The organism is Microcoleus sp. PH2017_35_SFW_U_B, from assembly GCF_020737865.1.
Lineage (GTDB): Bacteria > Cyanobacteriota > Cyanobacteriia > Cyanobacteriales > Microcoleaceae > Microcoleus.
This window is the reverse complement of sequence record NZ_JAEQDE010000092.1, coordinates 33,150-58,400: the sequence shown is the minus strand read 5'-3', so window position 1 is coordinate 58,400 and position 25,251 is coordinate 33,150. Positions and strand designations below refer to the sequence as shown.

Annotated in this window: 22 protein-coding genes; 10 read left to right on the top strand and 12 right to left on the bottom strand. The window is 46.8% G+C overall.

The annotated features are described in order from the left end of the window. Positions 1–332: 332 nt before the first annotated feature. The gene (locus tag JGK36_RS24865; protein ID WP_293198371.1) at positions 333–2,003 is read right to left on the bottom strand and encodes a CHAT domain-containing protein; all 1,671 of its coding nucleotides are present in this window, start codon (positions 2,001–2,003) and stop codon (positions 333–335) included. A 4-nt stretch (positions 2,004–2,007) separates the two neighbouring features. Beyond that, complete coding sequence (locus JGK36_RS24860; protein ID WP_293198368.1) at positions 2,008–2,262, bottom strand: hypothetical protein; 255 nt, start codon at positions 2,260–2,262, stop codon at positions 2,008–2,010. 1,805 nt (positions 2,263–4,067) lie between these two features. Here JGK36_RS24860 and JGK36_RS24855 point away from each other — a divergent pair. From JGK36_RS24855 to JGK36_RS24845, 3 genes are all read left to right on the top strand, one after another. Further along, positions 4,068–9,698 carry a cadherin-like domain-containing protein gene (locus JGK36_RS24855; protein ID WP_293198365.1) on the top strand — a complete coding sequence of 1,877 codons (5,631 nt, stop codon included), beginning with the start codon at positions 4,068–4,070 and terminating at the stop codon, positions 9,696–9,698. Positions 9,699–9,824: 126 nt separating this feature from the next. After that, on the top strand, positions 9,825–9,974 hold the full coding sequence (locus JGK36_RS24850) for a hypothetical protein (protein ID WP_293185191.1): 150 nt from the start codon (positions 9,825–9,827) through the stop codon (positions 9,972–9,974). Between the two features lie 164 nt (positions 9,975–10,138). Beyond that, positions 10,139–10,264, top strand: coding sequence for a hypothetical protein (locus JGK36_RS24845; protein WP_293185190.1), 126 nt, complete (start codon positions 10,139–10,141; stop codon positions 10,262–10,264). Positions 10,265–10,318: 54 nt separating this feature from the next. Here the strand turns inward: JGK36_RS24845 and phnE are convergent, their stop codons facing one another. The 3 genes from phnE to JGK36_RS24830 all read right to left on the bottom strand — a co-directional run bounded on the left by phnE (position 10,319) and on the right by JGK36_RS24830 (position 13,336). Then, positions 10,319–11,071, bottom strand: a complete 753-nt coding sequence (phnE, locus tag JGK36_RS24840; RefSeq protein ID WP_293185189.1) for a phosphonate ABC transporter, permease protein PhnE — start codon at positions 11,069–11,071, stop codon at positions 10,319–10,321. Positions 11,072–11,226: 155 nt separating this feature from the next. Then, complete coding sequence (locus JGK36_RS24835; RefSeq protein ID WP_293185188.1) at positions 11,227–11,967, bottom strand: phosphonate ABC transporter ATP-binding protein; 741 nt, start codon at positions 11,965–11,967, stop codon at positions 11,227–11,229. 394 nt (positions 11,968–12,361) lie between these two features. Next, positions 12,362–13,336: a phosphate/phosphite/phosphonate ABC transporter substrate-binding protein gene (locus JGK36_RS24830; RefSeq protein WP_293185187.1), complete on the bottom strand. Its 975-nt coding sequence runs from the start codon at positions 13,334–13,336 to the stop codon at positions 12,362–12,364. Between the two features lie 196 nt (positions 13,337–13,532). Between JGK36_RS24830 and JGK36_RS24825 the strand changes: the two genes are divergently transcribed. The 4 genes from JGK36_RS24825 (at position 13,533) to JGK36_RS24810 (ending at position 15,667) form a co-directional block, all read left to right on the top strand. After that, on the top strand, positions 13,533–14,516 hold the full coding sequence (locus tag JGK36_RS24825) for a threo-3-hydroxy-L-aspartate ammonia-lyase (RefSeq protein ID WP_293198362.1): 984 nt from the start codon (positions 13,533–13,535) through the stop codon (positions 14,514–14,516). A gap of 56 nt (positions 14,517–14,572) precedes the next feature. Then, complete coding sequence (locus JGK36_RS24820) at positions 14,573–14,878, top strand: DUF4090 family protein (protein WP_293185185.1); 306 nt, start codon at positions 14,573–14,575, stop codon at positions 14,876–14,878. Positions 14,879–15,132: 254 nt separating this feature from the next. Beyond that, positions 15,133–15,402 (top strand): prevent-host-death protein, encoded by a 270-nt coding sequence (locus tag JGK36_RS24815; protein WP_293198360.1) that lies wholly within the window; start codon positions 15,133–15,135, stop codon positions 15,400–15,402. After that, entirely contained in the window at positions 15,389–15,667 is a 279-nt protein-coding gene (locus JGK36_RS24810; protein ID WP_293185183.1) for a type II toxin-antitoxin system RelE/ParE family toxin, read from the top strand. The genes JGK36_RS24815 and JGK36_RS24810 overlap by 14 nt, the downstream gene beginning before the upstream one ends. 129 nt (positions 15,668–15,796) lie before the next feature. On the opposite strand, the gene JGK36_RS24805 is transcribed toward JGK36_RS24810, so the two are convergent. The 7 genes from JGK36_RS24805 to deoC form a co-directional block, all read right to left on the bottom strand. Next, entirely contained in the window at positions 15,797–16,216 is a 420-nt protein-coding gene (locus JGK36_RS24805; RefSeq protein ID WP_293185182.1) for an EamA family transporter, read from the bottom strand. 94 nt (positions 16,217–16,310) lie between these two features. Next, positions 16,311–17,225: an NAD(P)H-dependent glycerol-3-phosphate dehydrogenase gene (locus tag JGK36_RS24800; protein WP_293198358.1), complete on the bottom strand. Its 915-nt coding sequence runs from the start codon at positions 17,223–17,225 to the stop codon at positions 16,311–16,313. 114 nt (positions 17,226–17,339) lie between these two features. Beyond that, entirely contained in the window at positions 17,340–17,780 is a 441-nt protein-coding gene (locus tag JGK36_RS24795; protein WP_293198355.1) for an NUDIX hydrolase, read from the bottom strand. 137 nt (positions 17,781–17,917) lie between these two features. Then, complete coding sequence (locus JGK36_RS24790) at positions 17,918–19,144, bottom strand: glycosyltransferase family 4 protein (protein WP_293185178.1); 1,227 nt, start codon at positions 19,142–19,144, stop codon at positions 17,918–17,920. Between the two features lie 26 nt (positions 19,145–19,170). Then, entirely contained in the window at positions 19,171–20,742 is a 1,572-nt protein-coding gene (locus JGK36_RS24785) for an MFS transporter (RefSeq protein ID WP_293198353.1), read from the bottom strand. Positions 20,743–20,943: 201 nt separating this feature from the next. Continuing rightward, positions 20,944–21,819, bottom strand: a complete 876-nt coding sequence (gene recO / locus JGK36_RS24780; protein WP_293185175.1) for a DNA repair protein RecO — start codon at positions 21,817–21,819, stop codon at positions 20,944–20,946. 232 nt (positions 21,820–22,051) lie between these two features. Beyond that, on the bottom strand, positions 22,052–22,732 hold the full coding sequence (gene deoC, locus JGK36_RS24775) for a deoxyribose-phosphate aldolase (protein WP_293185173.1): 681 nt from the start codon (positions 22,730–22,732) through the stop codon (positions 22,052–22,054). Between the two features lie 301 nt (positions 22,733–23,033). Between deoC and JGK36_RS24770 the strand changes: the two genes are divergently transcribed. From JGK36_RS24770 to JGK36_RS24760, 3 genes are all read left to right on the top strand, one after another. After that, positions 23,034–23,396: a hypothetical protein gene (locus tag JGK36_RS24770; protein WP_293185172.1), complete on the top strand. Its 363-nt coding sequence runs from the start codon at positions 23,034–23,036 to the stop codon at positions 23,394–23,396. 120 nt (positions 23,397–23,516) lie between these two features. Then, on the top strand, positions 23,517–23,645 hold the full coding sequence (locus JGK36_RS24765; protein ID WP_293185171.1) for a hypothetical protein: 129 nt from the start codon (positions 23,517–23,519) through the stop codon (positions 23,643–23,645). 179 nt (positions 23,646–23,824) lie between these two features. Continuing rightward, a complete protein-coding gene (locus JGK36_RS24760) occupies positions 23,825–24,847 on the top strand; it encodes a tetratricopeptide repeat protein (protein ID WP_293185170.1) in 1,023 nt (340 codons plus the stop codon). Positions 24,848–25,251 lie beyond the last annotated feature (404 nt).

The following is a 25,251-nucleotide window of genomic DNA, read 5'->3' as shown; positions in this document are numbered from 1 at the left end:
TTTATTCCTGTAGTTTTAGGACTGTGGACTAAAATTACTAACGTAGATGTCTAACATTGACTACTTTTGGGTAGCTTTGTCCATGTTTTTACGAGCGGTAAATTCACTTAAGGAATAAGAATTAAATAACTTACAATTTTTATTCTTCTTGTGGGATGGGCGTCCCGCCCGTCCTTTCTGGACGGGCGGGACGCCCATCCCACAAATATGTGTAAATTATTTAATTCGCGATCCTAAATGAAACGTAAAATACAGCTTGCACTCAAGCTGGCTCTGTTGCTCTTCTTCCTTCCTTTTAGATTAAGTGAACTGTTTGATGCCTTCTTGCTTCTTCATTCTGCTTGGTGACGTTCTTGCAAGTAATTTTGCGACAGGGGAGTCCGTACCGCCGGCAGTAACTCTTCTGGTTTCGTGCCTCGTTGCTGTGAGTGCCGCCACCCAAACAAGCCAGCACTCACAGCAACGGGGAACAAGCAAAGCATCACTACCAGACATTTTTGCAATCCCGATTGTTTGAACGATTTCGGAGTCGGTGTAGTTACCCGAGTTGCTTGGATCGCCGCCGACTCAGAATTAGGAATAGAGTTCGGTGAATTAGCAGCAGAAGACCGATCGCTCTGGTGAACCCAATCCCTGCGATCTTTTAATTGGTCGGGAAAATATTCCCAGACTTCGCCGTCATCTGTGTCTGACTCCTGCGGTTGGTTGGCTGCGGTTGGCGGGTATGGGGCGATCGTCGAGAGTGCAGGCGGCGCCTTCCATTCTGTACCCCCTCCCGCCGACGGCGTTCCCGGTAGGATTAAATTTGGCACCGGAGAACCGGATGGCCCGCTTTGGGCTGGGGCGCCCGTCAGATAGCCGTCAAAGTCCGGGTGCTGGTAGAGAATCGGCAAAGCCCAGTATAACTGGTGAGAACCGTAGGCAGAAATTAGTCCCGCCCTGGCCCGACTCAGGCTGAGATCGACTGGATAGCCTTGATTCAGGTTGCGGTAAAACAGTCGCGTCAGAGTTAGGGCTACATCGTCGGGAATGCTTTCTGCCATTGCTAGCACTGCCGGAATGCCCCGCTTGATTAAGGCTGCGGTTAAATTGCGTTCCGAACTGTCCTCGCCGATGTCTGAGGGGTCGCCGTAGGCCCCGCGGCAGGAATTGAACACGGCCATCTGAATGCCGTTGTTAACCAGCAATCCGGCTAAGTCGTCGCCGCTCAAGGTTTCGGTTAACCCGGTGCGGCTGCTGACTAGGTAGAGTTCGCCACCTCTGGAACCTAAGTTGCTGTGGCCTGCGTAGTGCAAGACTTGGTAGTGTCCTTGTTCTAGGGCTTGAGTAAGCTGTTCTCGATCGGGCTGTTCGAGAATCGTCAGTTGAATTTCGGAGTGTGGGCCGTTTTTGAGGGGATTAGCGCTCCGGTTTTGCAGTTCTTGTTGCAAGTGGAGCGCTTCTCGTTTGAGCTGCAAGCTGTCTCGATCGCTCGGAGAGGCGATCGCCACTAAAATTTTTAGCGGGCCGCTGCTGGGTACCACCCGGGTTTGTTTGAACAAACTTGTACCTGGTTGGTAGCGGGAAAACACGACATCGGTGCCGGTTGCTAAAGGGCGATCGCCCGCGTGCAGCACTTCCCACGGCAGCCGCGGCAAGTGCCTGCCTTTGAGTCCCAGGCGCAGTTGCAGCACTTCTCGGCGGTGCTGGGCGATGCCTTGAGCGCAAGTCCAGCTATCGCGCAAGTTTCCTTGAAACAGTCCGCTGTATAATTGTTGCCCCAGGGCTACTAAATTCGGCGCTGAGTTTTTTGTCGATCGCCCTGTGCGACCGGCAGCACCAGTTCCTTGGAACACGCCCACCATCGGGTCATTCATCAGTTGAGCAGACAGTGCCAGCCATTGGTCGATCGGCCAGCGGACTTGTTGCTCTGCTAAGGGTACACCGGGTGCAACCTTTTCTGTCCGCACTAGATATTCGTCGTCCCCAACTGGGGTGACTGAGAGTTTAAATTCTTGGCTCACCAATTTAGCGCCCCCCCGCCTCAAGTCTGAATGTGCCTGCGTTTTTGCAGCTAGCAATCGCGATCGGCCAACTAATTTTTACTCTTTCAATCAAAGTTTCTGAATGCGCTTCCCCCGATCGGGCGATCGCTGGGATCAAATATATTTGTTCAAACACTTTGAGGCTATAAAACTTGTACTTTAATAACAGTTTATTAGTTTTGATTGCCCTATGGCTTGGTGAAAGCCGAATTTTCTCCAATCTTGCTATTTTGAACATTTTGCACCTCTACCGCAGACCCCTTTACATTCGTCGGAAACTTGAGTTTGTCATTGCTCAGTAAAGTTAAATAGGAGGCACTTTACCAGGCGGATCTCTAGTTCTTATTAAGATTACTTCAGCTATCGCCCACCTGTTTCAGGGCAATATCGCAGGCAATTTTGAGTAAATTTTTGGCGGTAGCGATCGATCGCTGTGTCCTCACCACTTATCCTCTACCATCAACCCCCCATTTCAAATCTTGATTTTGTGTCAATTAATGAATTGGTCAGCCGGCGAGTCCTCATCCGTAAGCCCTGAGTCCTCATCCATAAGCCCTGAGCGGCGATCGCTAATCGATAGAGCGACCCTCTAAAATTCCTCATCGATTATTGCTAATTTACCGCTTCTATGTTAATGTTATTTTTTTGTTTAACTGTCTTAATCTAGCTAAAGTGAAGCAGGAAAAATAAAGTCAAGTGTCCGAGAAGTTTTCAGAATACAACTGCTATCGAATATTCCAGCCCTTTCCAGCAACCAGGATTTTTCTCATCTAGAGGACTGAGCCTCATCCAGCCTCTTTTTCGGTGAAATATTGGGAAAAGGCAACCATAAACTTACAAATAAACCGGGTTTATCGTGTCCACCACGGGTCATTTGCGCTCAAAATGCCGATCGAGCTTGTAATTTTAACCAAAAACAATGCCACTTTTCAGTTGACAGTTGACTGTTGACAGTTGACTGTTGACCGCTTGAGGGCTACCTCTCCATAAAAGGAAGAGGATTGAAACAGTGAAGAATTTTGTTTTATTTCCCCCTAAAAGGAGGAGGCTTTAAACCCATTCTTCTTGGCAAAAATTAATGCAATTGTAGGCAAGGTTCAAGACAATACAAAATCTGTCATTACTAATCTCAAATTTAAAATCTCAAACCTAAAATCGTATAAATTATGTGTTTATTGCTATGTGTTATAGAATTTTACAAGAAAGAATTAGTCGAAAGCCGGAACCCGGAGCGGGAGAAATTAAAATCAGGCTATTCATTACTCCAATACTCGGACTTTTCGGTAGAGGCCGCTCTCAAACTGTCAACTGTCAACTGTCAACTGTCAACTGTTGAAAATCTGTATTGAGCCAGATATTATTGGGCAGAATTGCTATTTTGTTCTAAAATACAAAATCTTATCAGTTCGCGAGGCTGGCTCGAATTCAGATAAACTTATACGACAGAAAATTAAAACAAATATTTGCCGGGGCGAATCATCTAATTTATTTATTAATCATCGGGAACTAAAATTAGGAGCGTACAGTCACTGGCAAAAGAGATGCAAATCCTAAGTCAGGGAAGGATTTGTCAGAGCTGGGAGTGTTACAAAAAGTTAAGGCAACTAGGCTCGATCGCAGGAAAAGCAAGGTAAAATTTGGGTAATAAAGGTTTTGGGTAGTTATGTGGGAGTTGTCAGTTGCGAGTTTACATTCTGCAAATCCACTGTAGAAATTACGTAGAAAATCTACAATCCGGCCCATTTAGGCGCGGCTTACTGTAGAAATTACGGATAACATCAAAAGCGAGTTGCGCTCCGGCGCAGGACTTGGGGTGTATGTCGCGGCTTAATTATTTGGGGTGGGCAATTGCAGAATATACAACTCGCAACGGATGGAAATAACCCCTTGCAGTTTAAATAAATAGCATCTATAAACAGAAAGGTAGGACATCAGCCGCTCTAACAGGCGAAAGTATGAAGTTGTAAAATTATGCTTCTGCTACATCCTCCTTGCTGATAAACTGACTCAAAGAAACTCAGCCCTTTTGTGGAAATATCAAAGATGAAAGAAGAAATGTTGGAAAATGTATCGGGAACACTTTTTCCAGATCGAGATGAAACAGAAATTTCTGACCTAAAAAAAACCACTTTGTTTTCACAGATCGCCCTGGATGATGAGCAGCCAAAACTCGTGTTTTCCCCCAGCGAGCTCGATCGACTCGCCGATTTTCGGGATGCTAGTGCTATCAATTCCGATAGCGGGTTAGGCAAGTTAGTGGACGATGCGATCGCACAAAACAGCGGCATCACTAACGGCAAAGTTCCGAATCCGCCTAAGGACGAATCCCCCAAAGTTACTGATGATAGCAGCAAAATTCCTGAATTGAGCGGTGTACCCGAAGAAGGTGCGGGCGACAAAAAAGACAAAGACAAAAAAGATGACAGCGGTAGCGATCCGCAGACGATCGAAGGTACCGATGGCGATGACATAATTGTTGCCACGGGCGCTAACCAGTCGCTGTACGGCAAAAGAGGCAAAGACAAACTCAAAGGAAAGAGTGGCAAAAATAAACTCTATGGAGGCAAAGACGGCGACGATTGCGAGGGCGGCGATGGCGATGACGAAATAAGAGGCGATCGCGGCGACGACAAGTGCGACGGCGGCGAAGGCAACGATACCCTCTACGGCGGCAAAGACAACGACACTCTTTCTGGTGGCACCGGCAACGATACCTGCAAAGGCGATGACGGCGATGACTGGGTACACGGTAACGACGGCAAGGATGACGTTGACGGCGGCAGCGGCAATGATACCGTCTACGGCGGCAAAGGCGACGACACCTGCAATGGTGGCGAAGGCAACGATACTGTCAGGGGCGATCGGGGTAACGACAACGTTAACGGCGGCGAAGGCAATGACACCGTTAACGGTGGCAAAGATAACGATACCGTCATCGGCGGTGCTGGCAATGACGATTGCAGCGGCGACGACGGCGACGACACCGTAATGGGAGGCAGCGGCGACGACACCACAACAGGTGGTGCCGGCAACGACAACGTTAGCGGCGACGAAGGCGACGACAGCGTTGTCGGCGGCGACGGCAAAGATACCTTGATCGGTGGCGAAGGCAACGACGCTTGCAGCGGCGACGAAGGCGACGACAGCGTTGTCGGTGGCGCCGGTGACGACACCGTGATGGGCGGTACTGGCAACGATACCCTCGTTACTGGCGACGGCAATGACATGGCAGACGGCGGCGATGGCGACGACAGCGTTGTCGGCGGCGGATCTGGCAACGATACGCTGATGGGTAATGCTGGCAACGATACGATCGTTGGCGGTACTGGCAACCATACCTGTAGCGGCGGTGCTGGAAATGACGTTTTTGTCATGGATATGGGTAACAATACCACTCCCGGAAGTTCCGTCATCACTGACTACGCAGACGGCTTCGACAAGTTTCTACTGTCTGGCAGCTTGAACTTTAGCAGCTTGTTGTTTGTACAAGTCGGCCTCAATACCGAAATTCGACTCAGCAGCAATCAGTTGGTGCTGGCACTATTGTTGAATGTTAGCGCCACGATTCTCAATGCTGGCGACTTTTTGGGAGTTAATGGTAGCTCTCCAAGCCCAAGCCCAACTCCAACTCCAACCCCAAGTCGAATAGTTAGTACCCCTCCGCGATCGCAAGCCAACAAAACACTCACTGTCGGTTCCGACGGCTTGCCACAAACTATTACTGGTGACTTGTTGAAGTTTGTCGATAACGAGCAAAGTGCTAGCGAAACAGTCTTTAAGTTAACGGAGCTCCCTGATGCTAAAACCGGGAAACTATTCTTTAAGGGAGTAGAGGTAACACAAGTCGGTTTGAGCTTCACTCAAGTAGACATTAGCCTCAATTTGTTAACTTTCCAAGCTGTAAAAGGTTTTAGCGGTGCGGCTAGTTTTGGTTTTGAAGTAAGCGACGGCAGAAATATTGTCACCAGCCAACGTTTTAGCTTCAATGTCGAGCAAAATATCTTTAATTTTGCTGGCAATACAACTCCTCAAGTGATTGTCGGTTCGCTCACGCTAGATAACGACATCGAAGGCGGCGACGGCGACGATACCATTACAGGCGGTAACAAGACCAACAAAATTAAAGCAAACAAAGGCAAGGACAAAATTAAAGGTGGCGATGGCGGCGATAACGATATCGACGGCGGCGATGGCGATGACGAGATCGAAGGTGGTAAAGGCAAAAACAAAATTAAAGGAGGTAACGGCAAAAACAAAATTAAAGGTGGCGATGGCGGCGATAACGAGATCGAAGGTGGCGATGACGATGACGAGATCGAAGGTGGTAAAGGCAAAAACAAAATCAAAGGAGGTAAAGGCAAAAACAAAATCAAAGGCGGTGATGGTGAGAATGATATCGAAGGTGGCGATGACGATGACGATATCATCGGTGGTAAAGGCAAAAACAAAATCAAAGGAGGTAAAGGCAAAAACAAAATCAAAGGCGGTGATGGCGATAATGATATCGAAGGTGGCGATGACGATGACGATATCGAAGGTGGTAAAGGCAAAAACAAACTCATCGGCGGTATTGGCAATGACAAAATTAAAGGCGGCGATGGCGAGAATGAGATCGACGGTGGCGAAGGAACCAATACTCTAATTGGAGGCGCTGGTAAGAATCGCTTTATTTACAAAGTTTCCCGCGAAAAGATTAAAACAGTTCTAGATGCTGACTTAATTACTGACTTTAAGGCTGATGAAGATCTCTTAGAGTTGTCTGCCGCAGCTTTTGGCAATCTCAGCCTTACCAGCTTGACTCGACTGGCGATTACGGCTACTTCTACTGTTGGATCGATCGGCAGTTCTAACTTACTCGACTTCAGCGCCGATATCACCGTTACCAGCATCGCCACTTTGCAAGCGCGGTTTGCAGCTTTGGGCGGCAACAGTGACGCACCTACTTTCTGTCAGTTTACAGATGCCGAAACTAACCGTTCCGTGCTGGTATTTGCTGTTGGGGCGCGCTTTGAAATTGTCACCAGTTTCTCGCTGAAATTTAGCCTGCAAATCAGGAACTTTGTCTTCAGCGGCCCGCAACTAAATGTTCCTGTCGGTACTTCCGGCCCTGACAATTTAAACTTCGGCACTTATCCGGCCGCAGTTAATTTCAAGGCTTTGGCTGGCGATGACAACATTGTCGGCAGCAACTTTAACGATACCATCGACGGCGGTGACGGCAACGATACCATCACCGGCGGCCTCGGTGCTGATGTTCTCAGCGGTGGCAGTGGCACAGATCTGTTTGTTTACAACACAACTAAAGAAGGTGGCGATAAAATTGCTGATTTCAAATCTGGAACAGATAAATTCCAGTTTGTATCGAGCGAATTCGGCAATGTGACTACTACTAACTTTGACGGTGTTAGCGGTTCAACTCCTGACATTACCGGCAAAGAGTTAGTCATTTTCACTGGCGGAACCTATGCCAGTCTCGAAGCGGCACAAGCTAAGGCTACAGGAAGTTCTACAACTCCTGGTTTCTTCGCATATAACAATGCTGCGAACGAAACGGTGTTGGTGTTTGACTCTAACGGTACAGCACCAGGCGGTTTCACAACTGTTGCGAATCTGGGTACTGCGGCGGGGACTTTGGGCACAGCAGACTTTGTGTTTACTGGTGCGATCGCAACTTCTCCGACTGGTACTTCTACAAATTCCGGCAGCATTGTAGATTTAACTGCTGCTGGGAATACCTATCCGAGTGCGAGCAATAATTTCGGTTCAGGTGTTGGCGGTTACAACTTCAGCACACCCGTCTTATTTACCGGAGATGCGAAGGCTAACAATGTCACTGGTACTCAATTTGCTGACATCTTCAGCGGTGGTAGCGGTGCAGATATTCTGACTGGCGGCAGTGGTGCAGATATCTTTGTTTACAATTCTCCCGGTGAAGGCGGTGATACGATTACTGACTTTGCCTTTGGGGTTGACAAATTCAAGTTTGCCAGTGGTGCTTTCGGGAATTTGACTACTACTAACTTTGACGGTGTGACGGGTTCAACTCCTGACATTACTGGCAAAGAGTTAGTGATTTTCACCGGCGGGAATTATTCGACTGTGGAAGCGGCGCAAGCTAAGGCTTTGGGCGGTTCTACAACTCCTGGTTTCTTCGTATATACGAATACGAACAGCGAGACGGTGTTGGTGTTTGACTCGAACGGTACAGCGGCAGGCGGTTTCACAACTGTTGCGAATCTGGGTACGGCTGCGGGAACTTTGGGCACAGCAGACTTCTTGTTTACTGGTGCTACTGGTTCTGCTCCGACTGGTACTTCTACAAATTCCAGCAGCATTGTTGATTTAGTTGCTAATCCGGGTACTTTCCCGACAACTGGAGTTTACAACTTCGGTTCTGGTGCGGGCGGTTACAATTTTACCACTCCTGTCTTGTTTACTGGCAATTCAACTGTGGCGAATAACGTCACTGGTACTGAGTTGGCTGACATCCTCAACGGTGGTGGCGGTGCAGATACGATCGCTGGTGGCGGCGGTGCAGATACTATCACCGGTGGTGCCGGTGTAGATATTTTGACTGGCGGTTCTGGTGCAGATATCTTTGCTTTCAAGGCTCCCGGCGACGGCCCGGATACGATTACTGACTTTACCTTCGGAACTGACAAATTGCAGTTTGCTGCGAACGCTTTCGGCAATTTGACTTCTACGAATTTTGTCAGTGCGAGCGGTTCAAATCCTGACATTACTGGCAAACAATTGGTGATTTTCACCGGTGCCAATTATTCGACTGTGGAGGCGGCTCAAGCTAAGGCTGTGGGTGGTTCTACAACTCCTGGTTTCTTCGTATATACGAATACGAACAGCGAGACGGTGTTGGTGTTTGACTCGAATGGTACAGCGGCAGGTGGTTTCACAACTGTTGCTAATTTGGGTACGGCTGCGGGGACTTTGGGCACAGCAGACTTTGTGTTCACAGGGACGATCGTTGCTTCTCCAACTACCCCTGCTCCGACTTCTGGTAGCATTGTCAATTTAGTGACTAATCCGGGTACTTTCCCGACAACTGGAGTTTACAACTTCGGTTCTGGTGCGGGCGGTTATAACTTTACCACTCCTGTCTTGTTTACTGGCAATTCAACTGTGGCGAATAACGTCACTGGTACTGAGTTCTCCGATATTTTGAACGGTGGTTCCGGTGCTGATATCTTCAACGGTGGGGCTGGTAATGACAGCATCTCCGGTGGTGCTGGTAATGACAGCATCTCCGGTGGTGCTGGTAATGACACTTTAATCGGCGGTTTGGGAACAAATGCTCTCAGCGGTGGATTGGGTTCTGATGTGTTTGTGTTCACCGGAACTACTGCTGGTGGCGGGGATATCATTACGGATTACAGCATTGTTGATGATGTAATTAACATTGACAAGATTGCTTTTGCCGGGTTGGGTTCGGGGCCTTTGGGTGTGAATTTCTACCGGTACAGCAGCACTGTTGCTACTGTAAGCGCGATCGAGTCATCCTTGACTTCGCCGTCGATTATTGCTCTCTTCGATAGTGCAGCTAATACTACTAAGCTGTATTACGATAGCAACGGTTCGACGGTTGGTGGCAACAGTTTGTTTGCTACTGTCAATGTCAATTTGGGAGTTTCGGGTAATTCTGAATTGTTCTTGTTCTAAACGGCAAGAATTCTAATCTGAATATCGAGGGTATGCACGGGGATACAGCAATGCTGTATCCCAACAAGATAAGGACACGGCAATGCTGTGTCCTTGTTTTGTTGTTGTTGATTTTCAAACAATTTAGTGGCTTTATTTTGGGTATGGAAACGGTACTACCCTGTCTTTTTTTGTGGTGTTGTTGATGGTGGATACGATCGCGCGATCGCCTTTTTGGGGATTTGTGCGATGGCTTACGCCCCGCTACGCTACGCCGGGATACCGATAAATTTGTAGGGGTGAAGCATTCGGGCGAGAATAGTTGATTCCCAACCTACCATCCAATACCCGAATGCTTCACCCAGCCCCCACAGACAAGTCATAATTACCAAATATTGGTCAACCCTTGATGCGCGAGAGTCAATGAATATTTCGCTTTTGGACAGAAAATCTTTGGTTTTTTGTTAAGGTTTGTCGCCAAAATGCGATCGCCCCTACGAGTAATTCGATCGACTTTTGGGGGAAATGTGCGATCGACTATTAGAAAATTAACTCTTCAACCCACGGAGGTGGGTTTGTCTGTGTAGACGCGGTTTCAACCGCCGTCTCTATTACTGTTGAATGATTTTGAATAATTGGTATTACCTCGTTTCCAACCGCTGCCGCCATTTGCTGCTAATAACATCGATCGCAGTCACGACAACTAACAATACCAACATCATCGTAGTAGCCTTATTGTATTCAAAAGCTCGAATATAATTGACTAATTCAAAACCAATACCGCCGGCGCCCACCACACCCAACACCGAAGCCGCCCGAATGTTGTATTCAAACATCCACAGCGTGTAACCCAACGCTAGCGGCAACACCTGGGGGAAAATGCCGTATTGGGCAACTTGCAGCCAAGATGCACCCGCCACTTGCAACGATTCGATCGATCGCGCTTCCACAGACTCGATCGCCTCCTGATAAAATTTAGCAAGATAACCTATAGTATAAATTCCCAAAGCCAAAGTACCAGCAGGCGCGCCCAAACCAGTCGCGGATACAAACAGCAATCCCAGGACAATTGAAGGAACCGATCTCACCGCATTTTGCAATAAATTAGCTAGCCATTGCAACCACTTTGGTGCTATATTGTGGGCGCTGCAAATCGCAATCGGTACGGAAAGAATTGCGCCGATAGTCGTTCCCCACAAGGACATTTGAACTGTTTCGATTAAGGCATTAATTGCAACATCTATAATTTCGAGATTTGGGGGCCACAAGCGGGACATAAAATCTGTCATGTATGGCCAACTGCTAGCCAATGTTGTGGCATCTATTTCTAATCCCTGCAAGGCCCAGCCATAAATTACAATTAAGATTGTTGTAATACCTGGGGTTTTAATCAAGCTATATTTTTTTGAGAAGTTAGTTGATTTTTTTTCGATCATTTCAGTTGGTTTTGAGATTTATGTACGGCTATTTTTTGGTTTGATGAAGGGGCTTTTTTTGTGAACCGCAGAGGGCGCAGAGGGCACAGAGGAAGAGTTGAGAAGAGGGGAGTTCACACTGCTAGTTTGGGCGGTGTTAGTTTGCTGAATTTGTCGGACAGGTTGTGACATTTGCCATCATAGACTATCTGACCGGCATCTAGGACGATCGCTCTTTCTGGATATCTGCTTGCCATTCCTAAGTCGTGCAATACTACAACTACTGTCATCCCTTGTTCGCGGTGCAGTTTAGCGAGGATTTCCATTACTTGTTGGGCGGCGATTACGTCTAATCCGGTGGTGGGTTCGTCTGCTAGTAAAATCTGGGGAGATTGGATGAGGGCGCGGGCGATCGCCACTTTTTGCTGTTGTCCGCCGCTGAGTTGTCCGGTTTTTTGGTACGCTAGGTCTTGCAGTCCGAAGTTTGCCAGTAATTCAAAAGCTCGATCGCGCTTTTGCTTAGGAAAACCCCACAGAGTCTCCCAAGTATTCAATCCTCCCAAGCAACCACACAGCACATTGTCGATCGCAGGTAGCTGTTTAATCAATCCGCCGCCTTGAAAAATCAAGCCAATATCGCGCCGAATTCGCCTCAATGTGCGCGGAGTTATTACTGTATCGTTAATTCTAATTTCTCCGGTTTTGACGGGAACTAATCCGACAAATGAACGCAAAAGTGTGGATTTTCCTGCACCGTTTAAACCCAGCAGCGCTACAAATTCGCCCTGTTTTATTTTGCAATCAATTCCGTTCAAAATCGGGCGTTTTAGCGAAGTTGAATAAGCTGTTTCTATTTTACTGCATTCGATAGTCATAATAAGAAGGAAGAGGGAAGAAGGAAGAGGGAAGAAGGAAGAGGGAAGATTTTTTAATTGTCTTCGCGCGAGAATGAGTAAGAGATACACATAAAAATTTTAGTTTAGCTGACTTTTAATTGGCTGTATTAACTTGGTAAATATTTGTTGATAAACTTTGCCCTTAATATAATTTACGATCTAACTGTTACAATAAAATAGGTTTGTAGTGAGGACTTTAGTCCTTCTTTTTCTGAGGACTAAAGTCCTCACTACGAACCTTTGTTTTACTGTGTAAGGATTTTTGTCCGGCTTTTTTTGCGGACTAAAGTCCTCACTACGAACCTTTGTTTTACTGTGAGGATTTTTGTCCGGCTTTTTTTGCGGACTGAAGTCCTCACTACGAACCTTTGTTTTATGGTTCGAGTTTAGCGCGCTGCAAAGCTTGGCGCAAGGTTGCCAAATGGCGCGCATGATCGACTTTTACTAATTTTTGGGAATTGTACAAACTGCGGAACAATTGATTGTTTGCAGGTTCGTTCATTTTCATGAAAGCATTGATCAGTTTTTCGCGCATCGGTGCCGGAATGCGATCGTCAATTACAATTCCGTGGGCTGGAACTCCTGGAATCTGCTGCAAAACTCGCAATTTCTTGCCTTCTTCTGCTGTAATCCAAGGCGGTAGTAAAGCGTATTCGGAAACTGCTGCGACTTCTGCTTGACCTCTTAAAACTGATTGCAAAGCGCTCCCGTAACCATCGCCGTAGGTAACATTTCCAAAGAAACTTTCGAGTCTATCCGGGCCTGAGACTAATCCTTGACCTACTAATTCTGAGACTGGGAAAATAAATCCCGAACCGGAAGTTCGAGAAGTGAAAGCCATTTTTTTACCCTTCAATTGTTCGAGGGTTTGCTTTGCTGAACCTTTGGGGCGCAGCGGACTATCTTGCCGCACTACAAATACAGAATCGTAGGTATTTCCGCCGGAATAATCGCTGCGAACTTCTGCTAAATACATCCGCGCTTTGGCTAATTGTTCTGCTTTTAATGCCGCGCGCCCTGCTACAAATGCGACATCTGCCCTGTCGGCCCTCAAAGCTTCTACAGCAGCGGTTTCGTCGCCGATGACTGCATCAATAGGAATTCCCATTTCTTTGGATAGTATTTGCGCTACTTGATTGGCTTTGTTTTGCAAGTCTGTAGCATCTCTGCGGTTGGCAAATACGATCCTAATGCGACTTATAGCTGCTTGTGCTGTTAAATCTCGCTCGCCCTTTGGTGCTGTTTGCGCGATCGCCTTCTGCCCAACTCCGACTGCATTCGCTGTCAAACCCGCTAGCAGCAACAATCCTGCGCTAGCGCTTGCTAGCACTTTAAACTTTGCATTCATCAATCGATCTCCTAACCTAACCTAAACTATTTGATAATTAATTGCAATAATCTTCAACTTATCCTACAACGCTTTTGGTAATTAGTTGCAATAGTCTATTGATAATTATTTCCGATATGTCATATCATCAAAATTGATTAAGCTTTGATTCTATGTATGATATAATGCCGCCCAAGCACCCCAGGCAGAAAAAAATATGACAGCCAACCTTACCGATAAAAATGCTTTGCAAGTCTGTTTTGCTGATGTGGAGGCGGCGGCAAAACGATTGCAGGGCAAAGCTTTCAAGACACCGGTGCTGACTTCGCAGACTGTAAACAAACAAACCCATTCTCAAGTATTTTTCAAGTGCGAGAATTTTCAAAGGACGGGTTCGTTTAAGTTTCGCGGTGCTTGTAATGCTTTGATGCAGCTATCTGAAGCCCAAAAACACAACGGAGTAGTGACTTTTTCTTCGGGAAATCACGCGCAGGCGATCGCCCTTGCCGCACAATTACTCTCAATTCCTGCTACTGTCGTAATGCCAGCAGACGCGCCCAAAGTCAAGCAGGAAGCGACTCGCGGCTACGGTGCCGAAATTGTTTTGTACGATCGCACTCGCAATTCCCGCGAAGATCTCACCGCCCAAATTGCGAGAGAACAACACTTGACAATTATTCCTCCTTATGATGACGCGCGAGTGATCGCGGGACAAGGTACGGCGGCGATGGAATTGATCGCAGAAGTTGGGGAGTTGGATTTGCTGCTGGTTTGCTGCGGCGGTGGAGGTTTATTGTCGGGATGTGCGATCGCAGCTAAAACTTTGTCTCCCCAGTGTAAAGTAATAGGGGTGGAACCCGAGCAAGCAGATGATGCCGCGCGATCGTTCCGCACCAAAACGCTGCAAACTGTTAGCAACCCAGATACGATCGCAGACGGCGCGCGCACACCTTCTTTGGGGAAATTAACTTTTCCTTTGGTGCTGCATTATGTGGACGATATGGCAACTGTTTCGGAAGCGCAAATTCGCAATACAATGTTTTTTATGTGGGAGCGGATGAAGATTGTTGTCGAGCCTACGGGAGTGTTAGCTGCGGCGGCTTTGCTGTCAGGAGTTGTGAAAGCAGAAAATAGCAGAGTTGGTGTAATTGTCAGCGGTGGAAATGTGGATATTAGAGAGGTCGATCGCTTTTTTTCGTAGATGGGGATACTTCTCTGATAAAATGCTCCCACAACAAACTTTGATATCACAGCACAATGTCTTCAGAAACAAACTCAGCAGCTCAATCGACAACTGGTGCAGATGCGATCGATGTGGCGATCGCCTCAGGAATCGATTTTGACGGCACTGCGATTCCGAAAGCAAAATTAGACCTGTACGAGAAAGTAATGGGATTAGAAGCCGGAAGACAGCGCAGCGGCGTGTCGAACACCATGCGATCGCGCATTGTCCGAATTGGAGTCAAACACCTGCCTCAAGCAGAACTCGATCCAATGCTAATTGCTGCCGACTTTGCACCGCTAAAAGACAAAGAAGTTGCGTTTTATTACGGCGGTAAATAGAGCGTATTTATATCATTTTCGGTTGCATTCCTTGGTATGGTGCGTCGTTGCGAGATTTTCAAGCTGATTCCTAGATTTTCAACAGTGACGCACCTTACGAGACTGCGAAACTTCTCCCAGATGTGCGCGATTTTTCTCAAAAACCTAATTTTTTGCATTCAGGACTACTTTTGCAATCCCAAATTATCGATCGACCTCCCAACCCCTGCCGATTTTGCTTAAAATAGACATAACCCAAACTCATAACATCTGTCATGCAAAGCTATACCCTCGCAGAAGTATGTAATCCACAGGGGACAGTCTTTAACCGAGCTGCTGTGGAGCCAGTTTTACTCACAGATAAATCGCAGCCCAGCCACGTAATCATGTCCGCTGATGCCTATCAGGGCTTGATAGAGCGACTGATGGAATTAGAAGATATGCTTTTAGGTTCATCAGCAAAATCTGCTCTGAGTCAGTCTCAAATGGTTGGTACTAAAACCTTTGTAGAAACACTAAAACAACTGGCAAATGGCGAAACTTGATGGTTTACAAACAGTTCTCGACTTTCTCAAGGGTTTGCAACCTAAAATAGCGGCTCAAATTGCTAAAAAAGTGTTAGCGCTGAATGTCGATCCTTTACCTAATGATAGCAAGCAATTAATCGGATATCTGGGTTATTATCGGGTAGATAGTGGCGAGTATCGGATTATTTACAACTTTAATCCCGAAGAAGATTTGGTAGAAATTATTCTAGTTGGTAAGCGTAACGATGATGAAGTATACAAAAAATTAGAGCGCCTTTTCTAAAAAACTCATTCTCAGTGATGCTGCTCTAAATATTGGTAGGGTGCGTCGCTGCGAGATTTTCAAACTGATTCCTAAATTGTCAAGAGCGATGCACCCTACAATACTTTTTTGATAACTCCTATATTTCAACTAAGACGCAAGTATAACTGCAACTATGGCTAGCACAAGAGCGATAATTTGCGGGATTGTAATTGCTTCTTTCAGGAAGAAATATGATAGAAATACAGTAATTAGCGGGTACAGTGATGTAATGCTGATGACGCTGATAACTGGCCCGCTTTCAATGGATCTCAGAAAAATCACCGATGCTACAGTTCCGCAAACACCGATTAATAAAGCAAATACGATTCCTGTAATATTCCCCTCAAGACTCAAGTCTTTACTGCTGGCCAGAATAAATACTGTAGTTAAAATAGCGCCGATTGTTTCATAAACAAAAACTGTTTTATAGTCAATAGATTTAGTTGCTAACTTGCCAAAAAATCCCCAAAAGCCGTATAATAATGAACAAACGAGTGCATAGATTAACCAATTGGGTATTTTAACCATAGTTTCCAGAATTTAAGTAAGTTGTTTGGTGCTGGTTGTACTCGATTTGCGATCGCAGTTGATGAATTTTCGCTAATCGCCACCTGTACGGTTCTTAAATCTCCGGTTTCAAAGCACGTTCCATCAGCGATAAAACAGCTTGTTCGGGAGTAATTTTACCATTCAGCAAACGGTAAACTTGACTGGAAACAGGGACTTCAATCTCGCGCCGATCCGCCAAATCAATTAACACATTAGTAGTATTAACTCCCTCAGCAGTGCTCTGCAATTCCTGCAAAACTTCCTCCAAAGACTTACCTTTCGCCAATCCGAAACCAACCCGATAATTGCGCGACAAAGCACTATTGCAAGTAGCGAGTAAATCTCCCAAACCAGACAAACCATAAAAAGTTTCAGCGCGAGATCCCAAACGAACCCCTACCCGAATCATTTCCGGCAAGGCGCGAGTTAACAAAGCAGATTTAGCATTAGTTCCTAATTGTAAACCATCGCAAACACCAGCGGCGATCGCAAAAACATTCTTCAAAGTGCCCCCCAACTCAGTCCCCAAGGGATCTTGATTCACATAAACCCGAAAAATATCCGAACTGTAAATAGTTTGTACTTGCTTCGCCGCCGCTAAATCCAAACTCGCCGCTACCGTGGCAGCGGGTAATCCTCGCTGAATTTCTTCGGAAAGATTGGGGCCGGAAAGTACGACAATTGGATTATTAGGAAAGGCATTTTGCCAAATTTGAGATGGAGTGCGCGTCGTGGCGGGATCTAAACCTTTGGTGACAGTAACTATAATTGTACGGGGATTTGGATTTAAGGCAAGCAGGCGATCGACTGTTTCGCCAACTCCTTTCATCGAAACTGCCGAAACCACAACATCGGCGCCAGTTATAACCGATTCTAGACTAAAAGAACTGCGGCGCGACCACAAATTTACCCGATCGCCCTTTTTACCTCCCAGATTTGCCAGGGCCGAACCCCATGCACCTCCACCTAATATTGTCAATATTTTCATTGGTAATGGGTAATGGGTAATTGGTAATTGGTAATTGGTAATTGGGAATTGGGAATTGGGAATTGGTTATTTGGTTATTGTCACCAAAACATAACAACTGTCAACTGTCAACTGTCAACTGTCAACTGTCAAACGCGGCCGCAATCCATAATGACGGTAACGCCAATAATCGCGTAAAATGATATCGTGATCGAAACACAATTGCTCGGGAATCTGCCAAGACTCAAAAAGTTGTAAATTTTTAGCATCATCCGCAGCTTGAGGTTCCCCCGTTGCCGCAGCCAAGAATACAATACTAATAGTATGTTGTCGCGCGTCGCGATTTGGATCGGAATAAACGTAAAATTGCTCGATTAATTCTACATTCAAACTTGTTTCTTCTAAAGCTTCGCGTTTTGCCGCCGTTTCTACCGATTCCCCATAATCGACAAAGCCGCCGGGAATCGCCCAGCCGTAGGGAATATGCAGGCGTTCTATAAGTACGATCGGTCGCTGCGGGCGATCGACCAATTCGATGATAATATCAACTGTAGGAGCAGGATTTTTGTAAGTCATTCTGTTGGGAATTGGGCGAAGCGAAGCGGAGGGATTGAGAATTGGGCATTGAACTGGTTCCTAGGCAGAGCCTGGGAACCGATACCCAGAGGCTCTGCCTGGGGACGAGCATTCTTCCTTTTCTTGTTCCTGCTAAATCATGCTAAACCGCGAACTGGCACGCGCTGCCTCTGCAAAACTTCTGCATAAAGCTTTTCCAACTCAGTAATATTTTGACTGAGAGTGTAGCGCTCGATCGCCCGTTGGCGCGCTTTTTGGCCCAGCAGCATTCCAAACTCAGGATGATCGCAAAACAACGGCAGCAAAGTTAGTAACTGACTCCGCACCCGCTGAGTGTTCAAAACTATCCCCGCGCCTTCCTCCAACGCCTCGCCGTCAGCACCGGCATCCGTTGCCAAGCAAGCTAAACCGCAGGCCATCGCTTCCAGCAGCGACAGGGACAATCCCTCCACCAAAGAAGGCAGAATAAATACATCTGCACCGCGCAGAATTTCGATCCGGCGTTCCTCCTCGGCGACAAATCCGAGCCATACAATGCCGTCCTCTTCGCCGTAGGACAGTTGCAGCGAGGCGGCGAGGGGCCCGTCGCCTACGATCGCCAATACGTTGCCAGGGCCAAAATTACATTGTTTCCAGGCCTTCAGCAAAGCCTCAACATTTTTCTCGGGGGCAATGCGGCCTTGATATACAAATATGCGATCGGCTTTTAATTCCGACTTCAACCCCGAAGGCCCGGGCGAATACTTCTGGGCGTCTACGCCGTTGGGAATCACAGCTACCCGTTCTTCCGGCACTCCCAACTTCACCAAAATATCTCGCTGAATGTAAGAAAAGACGATCGTCGAGTCGTAGTTAGCCAAAAACGGAGCGTACAGTTGATACATCAGGTGTTGGGTTCCCGATGTCAAATTCCGCAATTTGCGATCGAACGGCGGGTGAAAAGTCGCCACCAAAGGCAAATTCAATTCCTGACAAATTTCCGGCAGCAAAAAGTCTAGGGGCGAAAGCGTCAGGGAAGCGTGAACAACATCCGGTTTCAGCCGCCGCAAAGACTTCATCAACACTGTGCGGGATTTGAGAGTTGGAATCGTATAAATTTGCGATTTGTAGTGACAGGGTAAAGAAACTTCGTTGCAACTCGCGGGCGAAAGCGAATTGGTATATGAAGTTGGAGTAATTCCACTTCCCCATTTTCCATTTGCTACGCTCCACGCGGCATTATTCCTGTCAATTTGGCCCGCTTCTTGGGCAAAGTGCAGGAAACTGACCTGGTATTCCCGGTCTAATAAGGCGTTAGTGACTTCCCTGGAGTAAGTTACATTACCGCAAAAAGGTGATTTTTTTCCTAGCCAAGCGATGTGCATTCGAGTAAATCAGAGTTTGTTATGTTTTAAATTCGATCGACTTTGCTATTAGTGCTACGGGAAATATACCAGGTTAAGACGCCACCTGCGATCGCCAATCCCGCTAAAGCCAAAAATACCGTCGGCAAACCCAGAAATGTTTCTGCTACTCCCGCTAAAGCTAATGGTAAACTCAAAGCGATATTAGTCGCATTGTTTTGCAGCCCGAAAACTTTTCCCCGCATTTCTTCTGGGGTTTCTGCTTGAATTGTCGTCTGCATCGGCACTCCCACCAACGAAGCAAACAAACCCAACAGGGTAATGAACAGCACCGAGATCCACAAATGGTGTGTAAATGCAGAAATACCCATCAGAGCAACTGCCATACCAACAGATCCGATTAAACTAAGTTGGGAATGAGAAAATTTGTGGCCGAGATAGCCGACAGTCGTCGCCCCAGCAGCCATCCCGACGCCCACCGCAGCCAGCAAAAATCCAAATTGCGACGCTTTCATACCGGGCAGGATTTCTGCCAGCCGCACCGCTAGAACTGCTAAGGCTGCAAAAATGGAAAATAGAATAATTAGTTGAATTAAAGCATTGCGGACTTTCGGTTGATCGTTGATGTAACGCAAACCGTCTTTTAAATCTGCTAGGGGATGCGGCGGTTCGTGTTCGACTTCGTTTTTTTCGCCTGTTTTCATCGACAGCAACAGCACTCCGGCGAAGGCGTAACTTCCGCCGACTACTAATTCTTTGCCGATGCCGAGTCCGCCACCGAGATTGGTAAATAGAGTGTCGGCTAAGGCTAGTAAGGGTTCTCCGACTGCAAAGCCGATAATCACCGAACCCATCATGGTTGTGGTGTAGAGCGAGTTTGCCGATAGCAGGTGGCGGCGTTCAACAATTAAGGGAATTACTGACTGTTCTGCTGGGGCGAAAAATTGAGTTAGGGTGGAAACTAGGAATGTTACTAGCAGCAGCAGGCAGAATCCGAGCGGTAGTTGACCGAGTTCCCAGCCGTCGGAGAGCCACAACAGCAAAGGCAATGTCAAGACGAAGCCTCCCCGCAGCAGGTTTGTGGCTACGAGCACTGCTTTTTTTGACCAACGATCGACATATACGCCCGCAGCAGCCCCAAATAACACCGCAGGTATGGTAAAGGCGATCATGATTGCCGATACCCACCTGCTGATGGTTTGATCTGGCGCTTGAAATCTGCTGGCTACCAGGGCGATCGTCAGTACGAGATAAACTTTATCTGCTAGTTGCGAAAAAACTTGCCCGCTCCACAGCGCTAGAAAATTTCGGTTTTTGAGCACCGGCAGAAATCCGGTTTCTTGCTCGGGAGTTTCGCCTGCTGCTTCCGCGAGTTCTGCTGCGGTTGCTGCTGTTGACAGCGCGGGGATGGCTTCTGGTTGCTGGCTGTTGCCGTTGTTCCAGTCTGTTTCTGGATTTGTGGGATATTTGTCCATTTCTGGGTCTTGGGCGTTACTCCATTGTCGATCGGCAAAGACGGGCGATGAGTTAAAATCTGGAAAATTTTCTCGTTCTTCCATCTTGTGGTGGGTCACAGCTAAAATAGATCTTCTCAAATCAGTATCGGACAGTCGCATCATAGGATTTGGGGTGGATCGCCTGGGATGGTTGAGCTTGGGGGGATGGGAATTTCAAATTGAGGCGTTAACCTCTAAATTTAATAACTCGTAACTTTTCTTATTATCTAGTTTTGCAAGAATTTTGAGCATTTACCTGAAATTGCTTACAGGTTCGGATATCCCGCAAGCTGGGTGAGATTTTTACTCCACGAGATTCAAAATTTAAAACTCAAAACTCTCCAAGTACGTGTCGATCGAGCTTCCCGATCGAATCGTGCAACCTAAATGATACTGGGCATATTGCCGCAAAATATTTTCTACTGATATCCAAGTCCCCCGATCGGCAATCCCCTCTCCTAGTTCTGCACTCCCCAACTGTTGCAGTGCAGCTAATTCTTTAGCATTAATATGGAAATTTGTCAAGTGTTTGCTGTCGCTCGTTTGCCGGGAACGGGAGCTGGATCTGTACAGGCTGCCAGTTTGTGAGGAAAGTTCTGCCTCTAGGTTAGCTAGCTCTGGCAAGCTGAAGGTTCCCCCAGAGGGTATACTAAACCCGGTTTGCCAGTTCGGATCTGTGAAATTTGGGATGAGTGGCACTCTGGTGGCACAGCAGACTTGGACTTGGGGCGCGAGGCCTGCTAGGGCTAGCAAGTGAAAAATACCCTGGGCTAGATGGGCGACTAGCAGGGCGGCGGATTCAATTTCTGTGCGATCGGACAAACGCTCCAAACGGCTCAAGTGTTCCCCCAGCAAAAAGAAAAGTGATTCTTGCGGTTCGTCGGAAAGGGCGCTGGCGATCGCCAATTCGGCCAAATATTGCGCGGCGGAGAGTTTTCCGAGATTGCGGCTCAAACCCGGATAGGATTCGACGGTGGACGCTTGGGTAATCTTGTCGAGCGATCGACCTTTGGCAATCAGCAATTCGTTGACTACAAATAATTCGCTTCTACCGCCAATGCTCGATCGTTGTTTGCGAACACCCGGTGCTACGGCTTTAATTAAGCCGAATTCCCGCGTCAAAACTGTCAGCAGGCGATCGGATTCGCCGATCGGCGCACTCTTAAGATTGATTCCAATTGCTTTGTAAGTTCGAGTCACTAGATTATAGATTTTAGATTTACAACGGCACTCTTATACGAATTAATTTTGAGGTATGTTGTTGCGCTTTAGCGCTCTTTTCTTAGATATATGAAAGAGCGCTCAAGCGCAACTACGTACCTTTCCATCACTAATGACTAGGAATTAATTTTGAGGTATGTTGTTGCGCTTTAGCGCTCTTTTCTTAGATATATGAAAGAGCGCTCAAGCGCAACTACGTACCTTTCCATCACTAATGAGTCTGATTTAAATTATCTCGCTGGCGGATTAATTCCGGGCCGCGAGAAGTCCCCAAACGAGTCGCACCAGCCACGATCAAATCTATAGCTTGTTCGTGAGTGCGAATTCCTCCGGCCGCTTTAATACCAACTCTTCCCTTAGTAAATTCCTTCAACAACCGTACATCTTCAACTGTCGCCCCACCAAAAAAGCCCGTGTTAGTTTTGATATAAACGGCGCCCGCCTCCATGCAAAGCTCAGCCGCTAATTGTTTTTCCTCATCAGAAAGCATCGAGCATTCGATAATCGCCTTGATAGTTAGTCCGGTTTCTTCGCAAATTTCGGCCAATTCCCGGTGAAATTCGTCGCTTTTTCCGGCTTTCAACAATCCTAAATTGACCGAGACATCTAACTCAACGGCTCCGCTGTCTGCCGCTTCTAGAGCTTCGTAGAGTTTGACTGCTGATGTGGTTGCTCCCGTGGGAAAACCTATGACTGTCGAAACTTTTGACTTTGTGCCGTGCAGAAGACTTACCGCTTGTCGCACGTAGGCGGGATACACGCAAACTGTGGCAAACCCAAATCTTTCTGCTTGTTGGCAGCAGTGTTCTACTTGCTCGGGAGTGGCGCCCGGATCGATGAGGGCGTGGTCGATATAGGGGGCAATATCGATATCTGGCCCTTGTGCAGCCATTGCTATTTTTTCTCCGAAGCAACTACATCTTTATTATGTATCGAATTTACCAATTCTTAACTTGCCTCAGGCTCTGAGTTGCTGCTCAGACCAACTGTTGTGGGAAGTTTTTCATCCATTTATGATAAAAAAAATAAATTTTAGTATCTGCCTTTAGATACATTTTTAATCTTTCTTTAGGTATACTTTGTTAAAAGGAGTTGCGGTAGAGCCTGCGTCAGCTACCCTAGAGCAGAGCCTGGTAGCAGTCACTGTTTTTACTCCGATTAGTGCTTTAAAAACATAACAGCCAGTGCCAAGCATGAATCATTTAGAACTCGAACAAGAAATTGGAAAGATGGCTAGAGCGATGATGACTCGCAATAGCTTAATTGGTAAAGATTTGATTGCAGATCTCAGAGGGCGGCTGTCAACAGACAGCGTAGCTGCTTTGATGATTGTCAGTATTGAGCGCTTGATTTGGTCTGACTGTGAGTCGGTGATCTGGAGTTTGAGTTATTTGATTCCTGCTGATGTGATGGAAGAAATTCGCCGCATTACGGCGCTGGTTGTTTGCAAGCGCTTGATGGGCAAGGGTTTTGTGCTGGGGAAGGATTTTAGTATTGATGCTTCAGGCAGGTTGCTGTTGAGCGAGACTGCTCAAACAGCGGTTGTGGTTGCTTGAATTGGGTAAGCAGAAGTTGGATCTATTGGCACTACGAGATTTGCACTTTTAGTGTCAGTTGACAGTTGACAGTTGACAGTTTGAGAGCGACCTCTACCCTTAAGTCCGAGGATTGGAGTAATGAATAGTCTGATTTTAATTTCTCCCGATCGGGGTTACGGCTTTCAACCAATTCTTTCTGGTAATAGTTGCGTGACTCGCGCCAGCCTGAGATTTGCAGCAGCTCCAACCAGTGATGAGTGTGGTTAGCTAAAAGAGCATTTGATGAGAGGAAAATAGTCGGTTTCAACTGTCAATTGTTGAGGTTGTTAATGGCTGTTTGTACGGGCGATCGCCCTGTATCAAAATTTTCTGATTTGTAGTCAAATTACAGTTTAACTCCGGGCATTTTTCGTGTAGAATCATCCCTAAGATAGATGCGAAGTATTATGAACTTAATTCAAAACTTGGAAGCGGCTTGGTATTATCATCTGGGTTCGCGCCACCTCGAAGCTAACGATCATGATAGTGCTCTGGCGAATTTTGACAGAGCTGTGAACTTGCAATCGGATCATTATAAGGCTTGGTTCGGGCGAGGTATGGCTTTGGGCAACTTAGAACGACACTTAGAGGCGCTTTCAAGTTTTGATGAGGCCTTGGCGGTGCAGCCGGATGCGAGCTTTGGCTGGCACAACCGGGCTATTGCTTTAGGAAAGTTGGGCCGCTTTTTGGAGGCTCTTAACAGTTTTGACAGGGCTCTGGAGTTCAACCCATATGCGGCGAGTATTTGGCACAACCGGGGACTTTTGCTAATTGATATGGGGCTTTACCAGAAGGCGGTTCTGAGTTTCGATCGCTCTTTGAGCTTGCAGCCAGAGGCGCCTTGGGCGTGGTACAACCGAGGGAATGCTCTGTTGGAACTCAAGCTTTACTATCAGGCGCTCAACAGTTTCGATCGCGCGATCGAGTTTAACCCAGATGATGCCAAGGCTTGGTACAATCGCGGTCTAGCTGCCAACTCCATGGGACTTTACAAGCAAGCAGTGGCTAGTTTTAGTCGATCGATCGCTCTGAAACCGGACAGAGCCGAAGCTGTAGGCGAGCGACGAATTGCTTTGCAAAAATTAGTCGGCTTAAATCAGAAAAATGCCAAGTTCACTCCCACATCAGAGTGTATCTTTGAGGATTATTTGATTTGGTACAATCGGGGTGTGGAATTGGCGCGGCAAGGTAGCTATTCAGAGGCGATCGCTTGCTATGAAACTACCTTAGAAATCAATCCTAATTTTGCTAACGCTTTTTACAATCAAGCTTGCTGTTATGCGCTGCTGGGCTTTGCTGATTTGGCCCTTGACAATTTGCAGCGGGCTGTGGAATTTATGCCTAATTTATACCGAGAGCTAGCTGTAGCTGACTCCGATTTAAGCTGTATTTGGAAACAAGAACGTTTTGCAGCACTGATCGAAGGTTGAGAGGTCAGTTGACAGTTGACAGTTGTCAGTTGACAGTTGTCAGTTACGTTAAATCGAAATTATAGCGCAGTGCGAGCGTCTCGCTCGCGAGCTGTACACTACTCGCGAGCGGGGACGCTCGCACTGTAAAAAAAATGCTTTTTCCAAAACTGAGATGCTCCCCTAATATTGTTTCCGGTTGCATCGGTATTGTTTAATCCGCCAACAATCAACAATCAACAGTTAACAGTTAACAGTTAACTGTCAACATCATTTCGGTGTAACCAGAATTGATATAACTAACCAGAAAGAATTGGTTGAAAGCCCGCCCGCCGGAGCGGGAGAAATTAAAATCAGACTATTCATTACTCCAATACTCGGACTTAAGGGTAGAGGTTATTCTCAAACTGTCACAGGTCAACTAA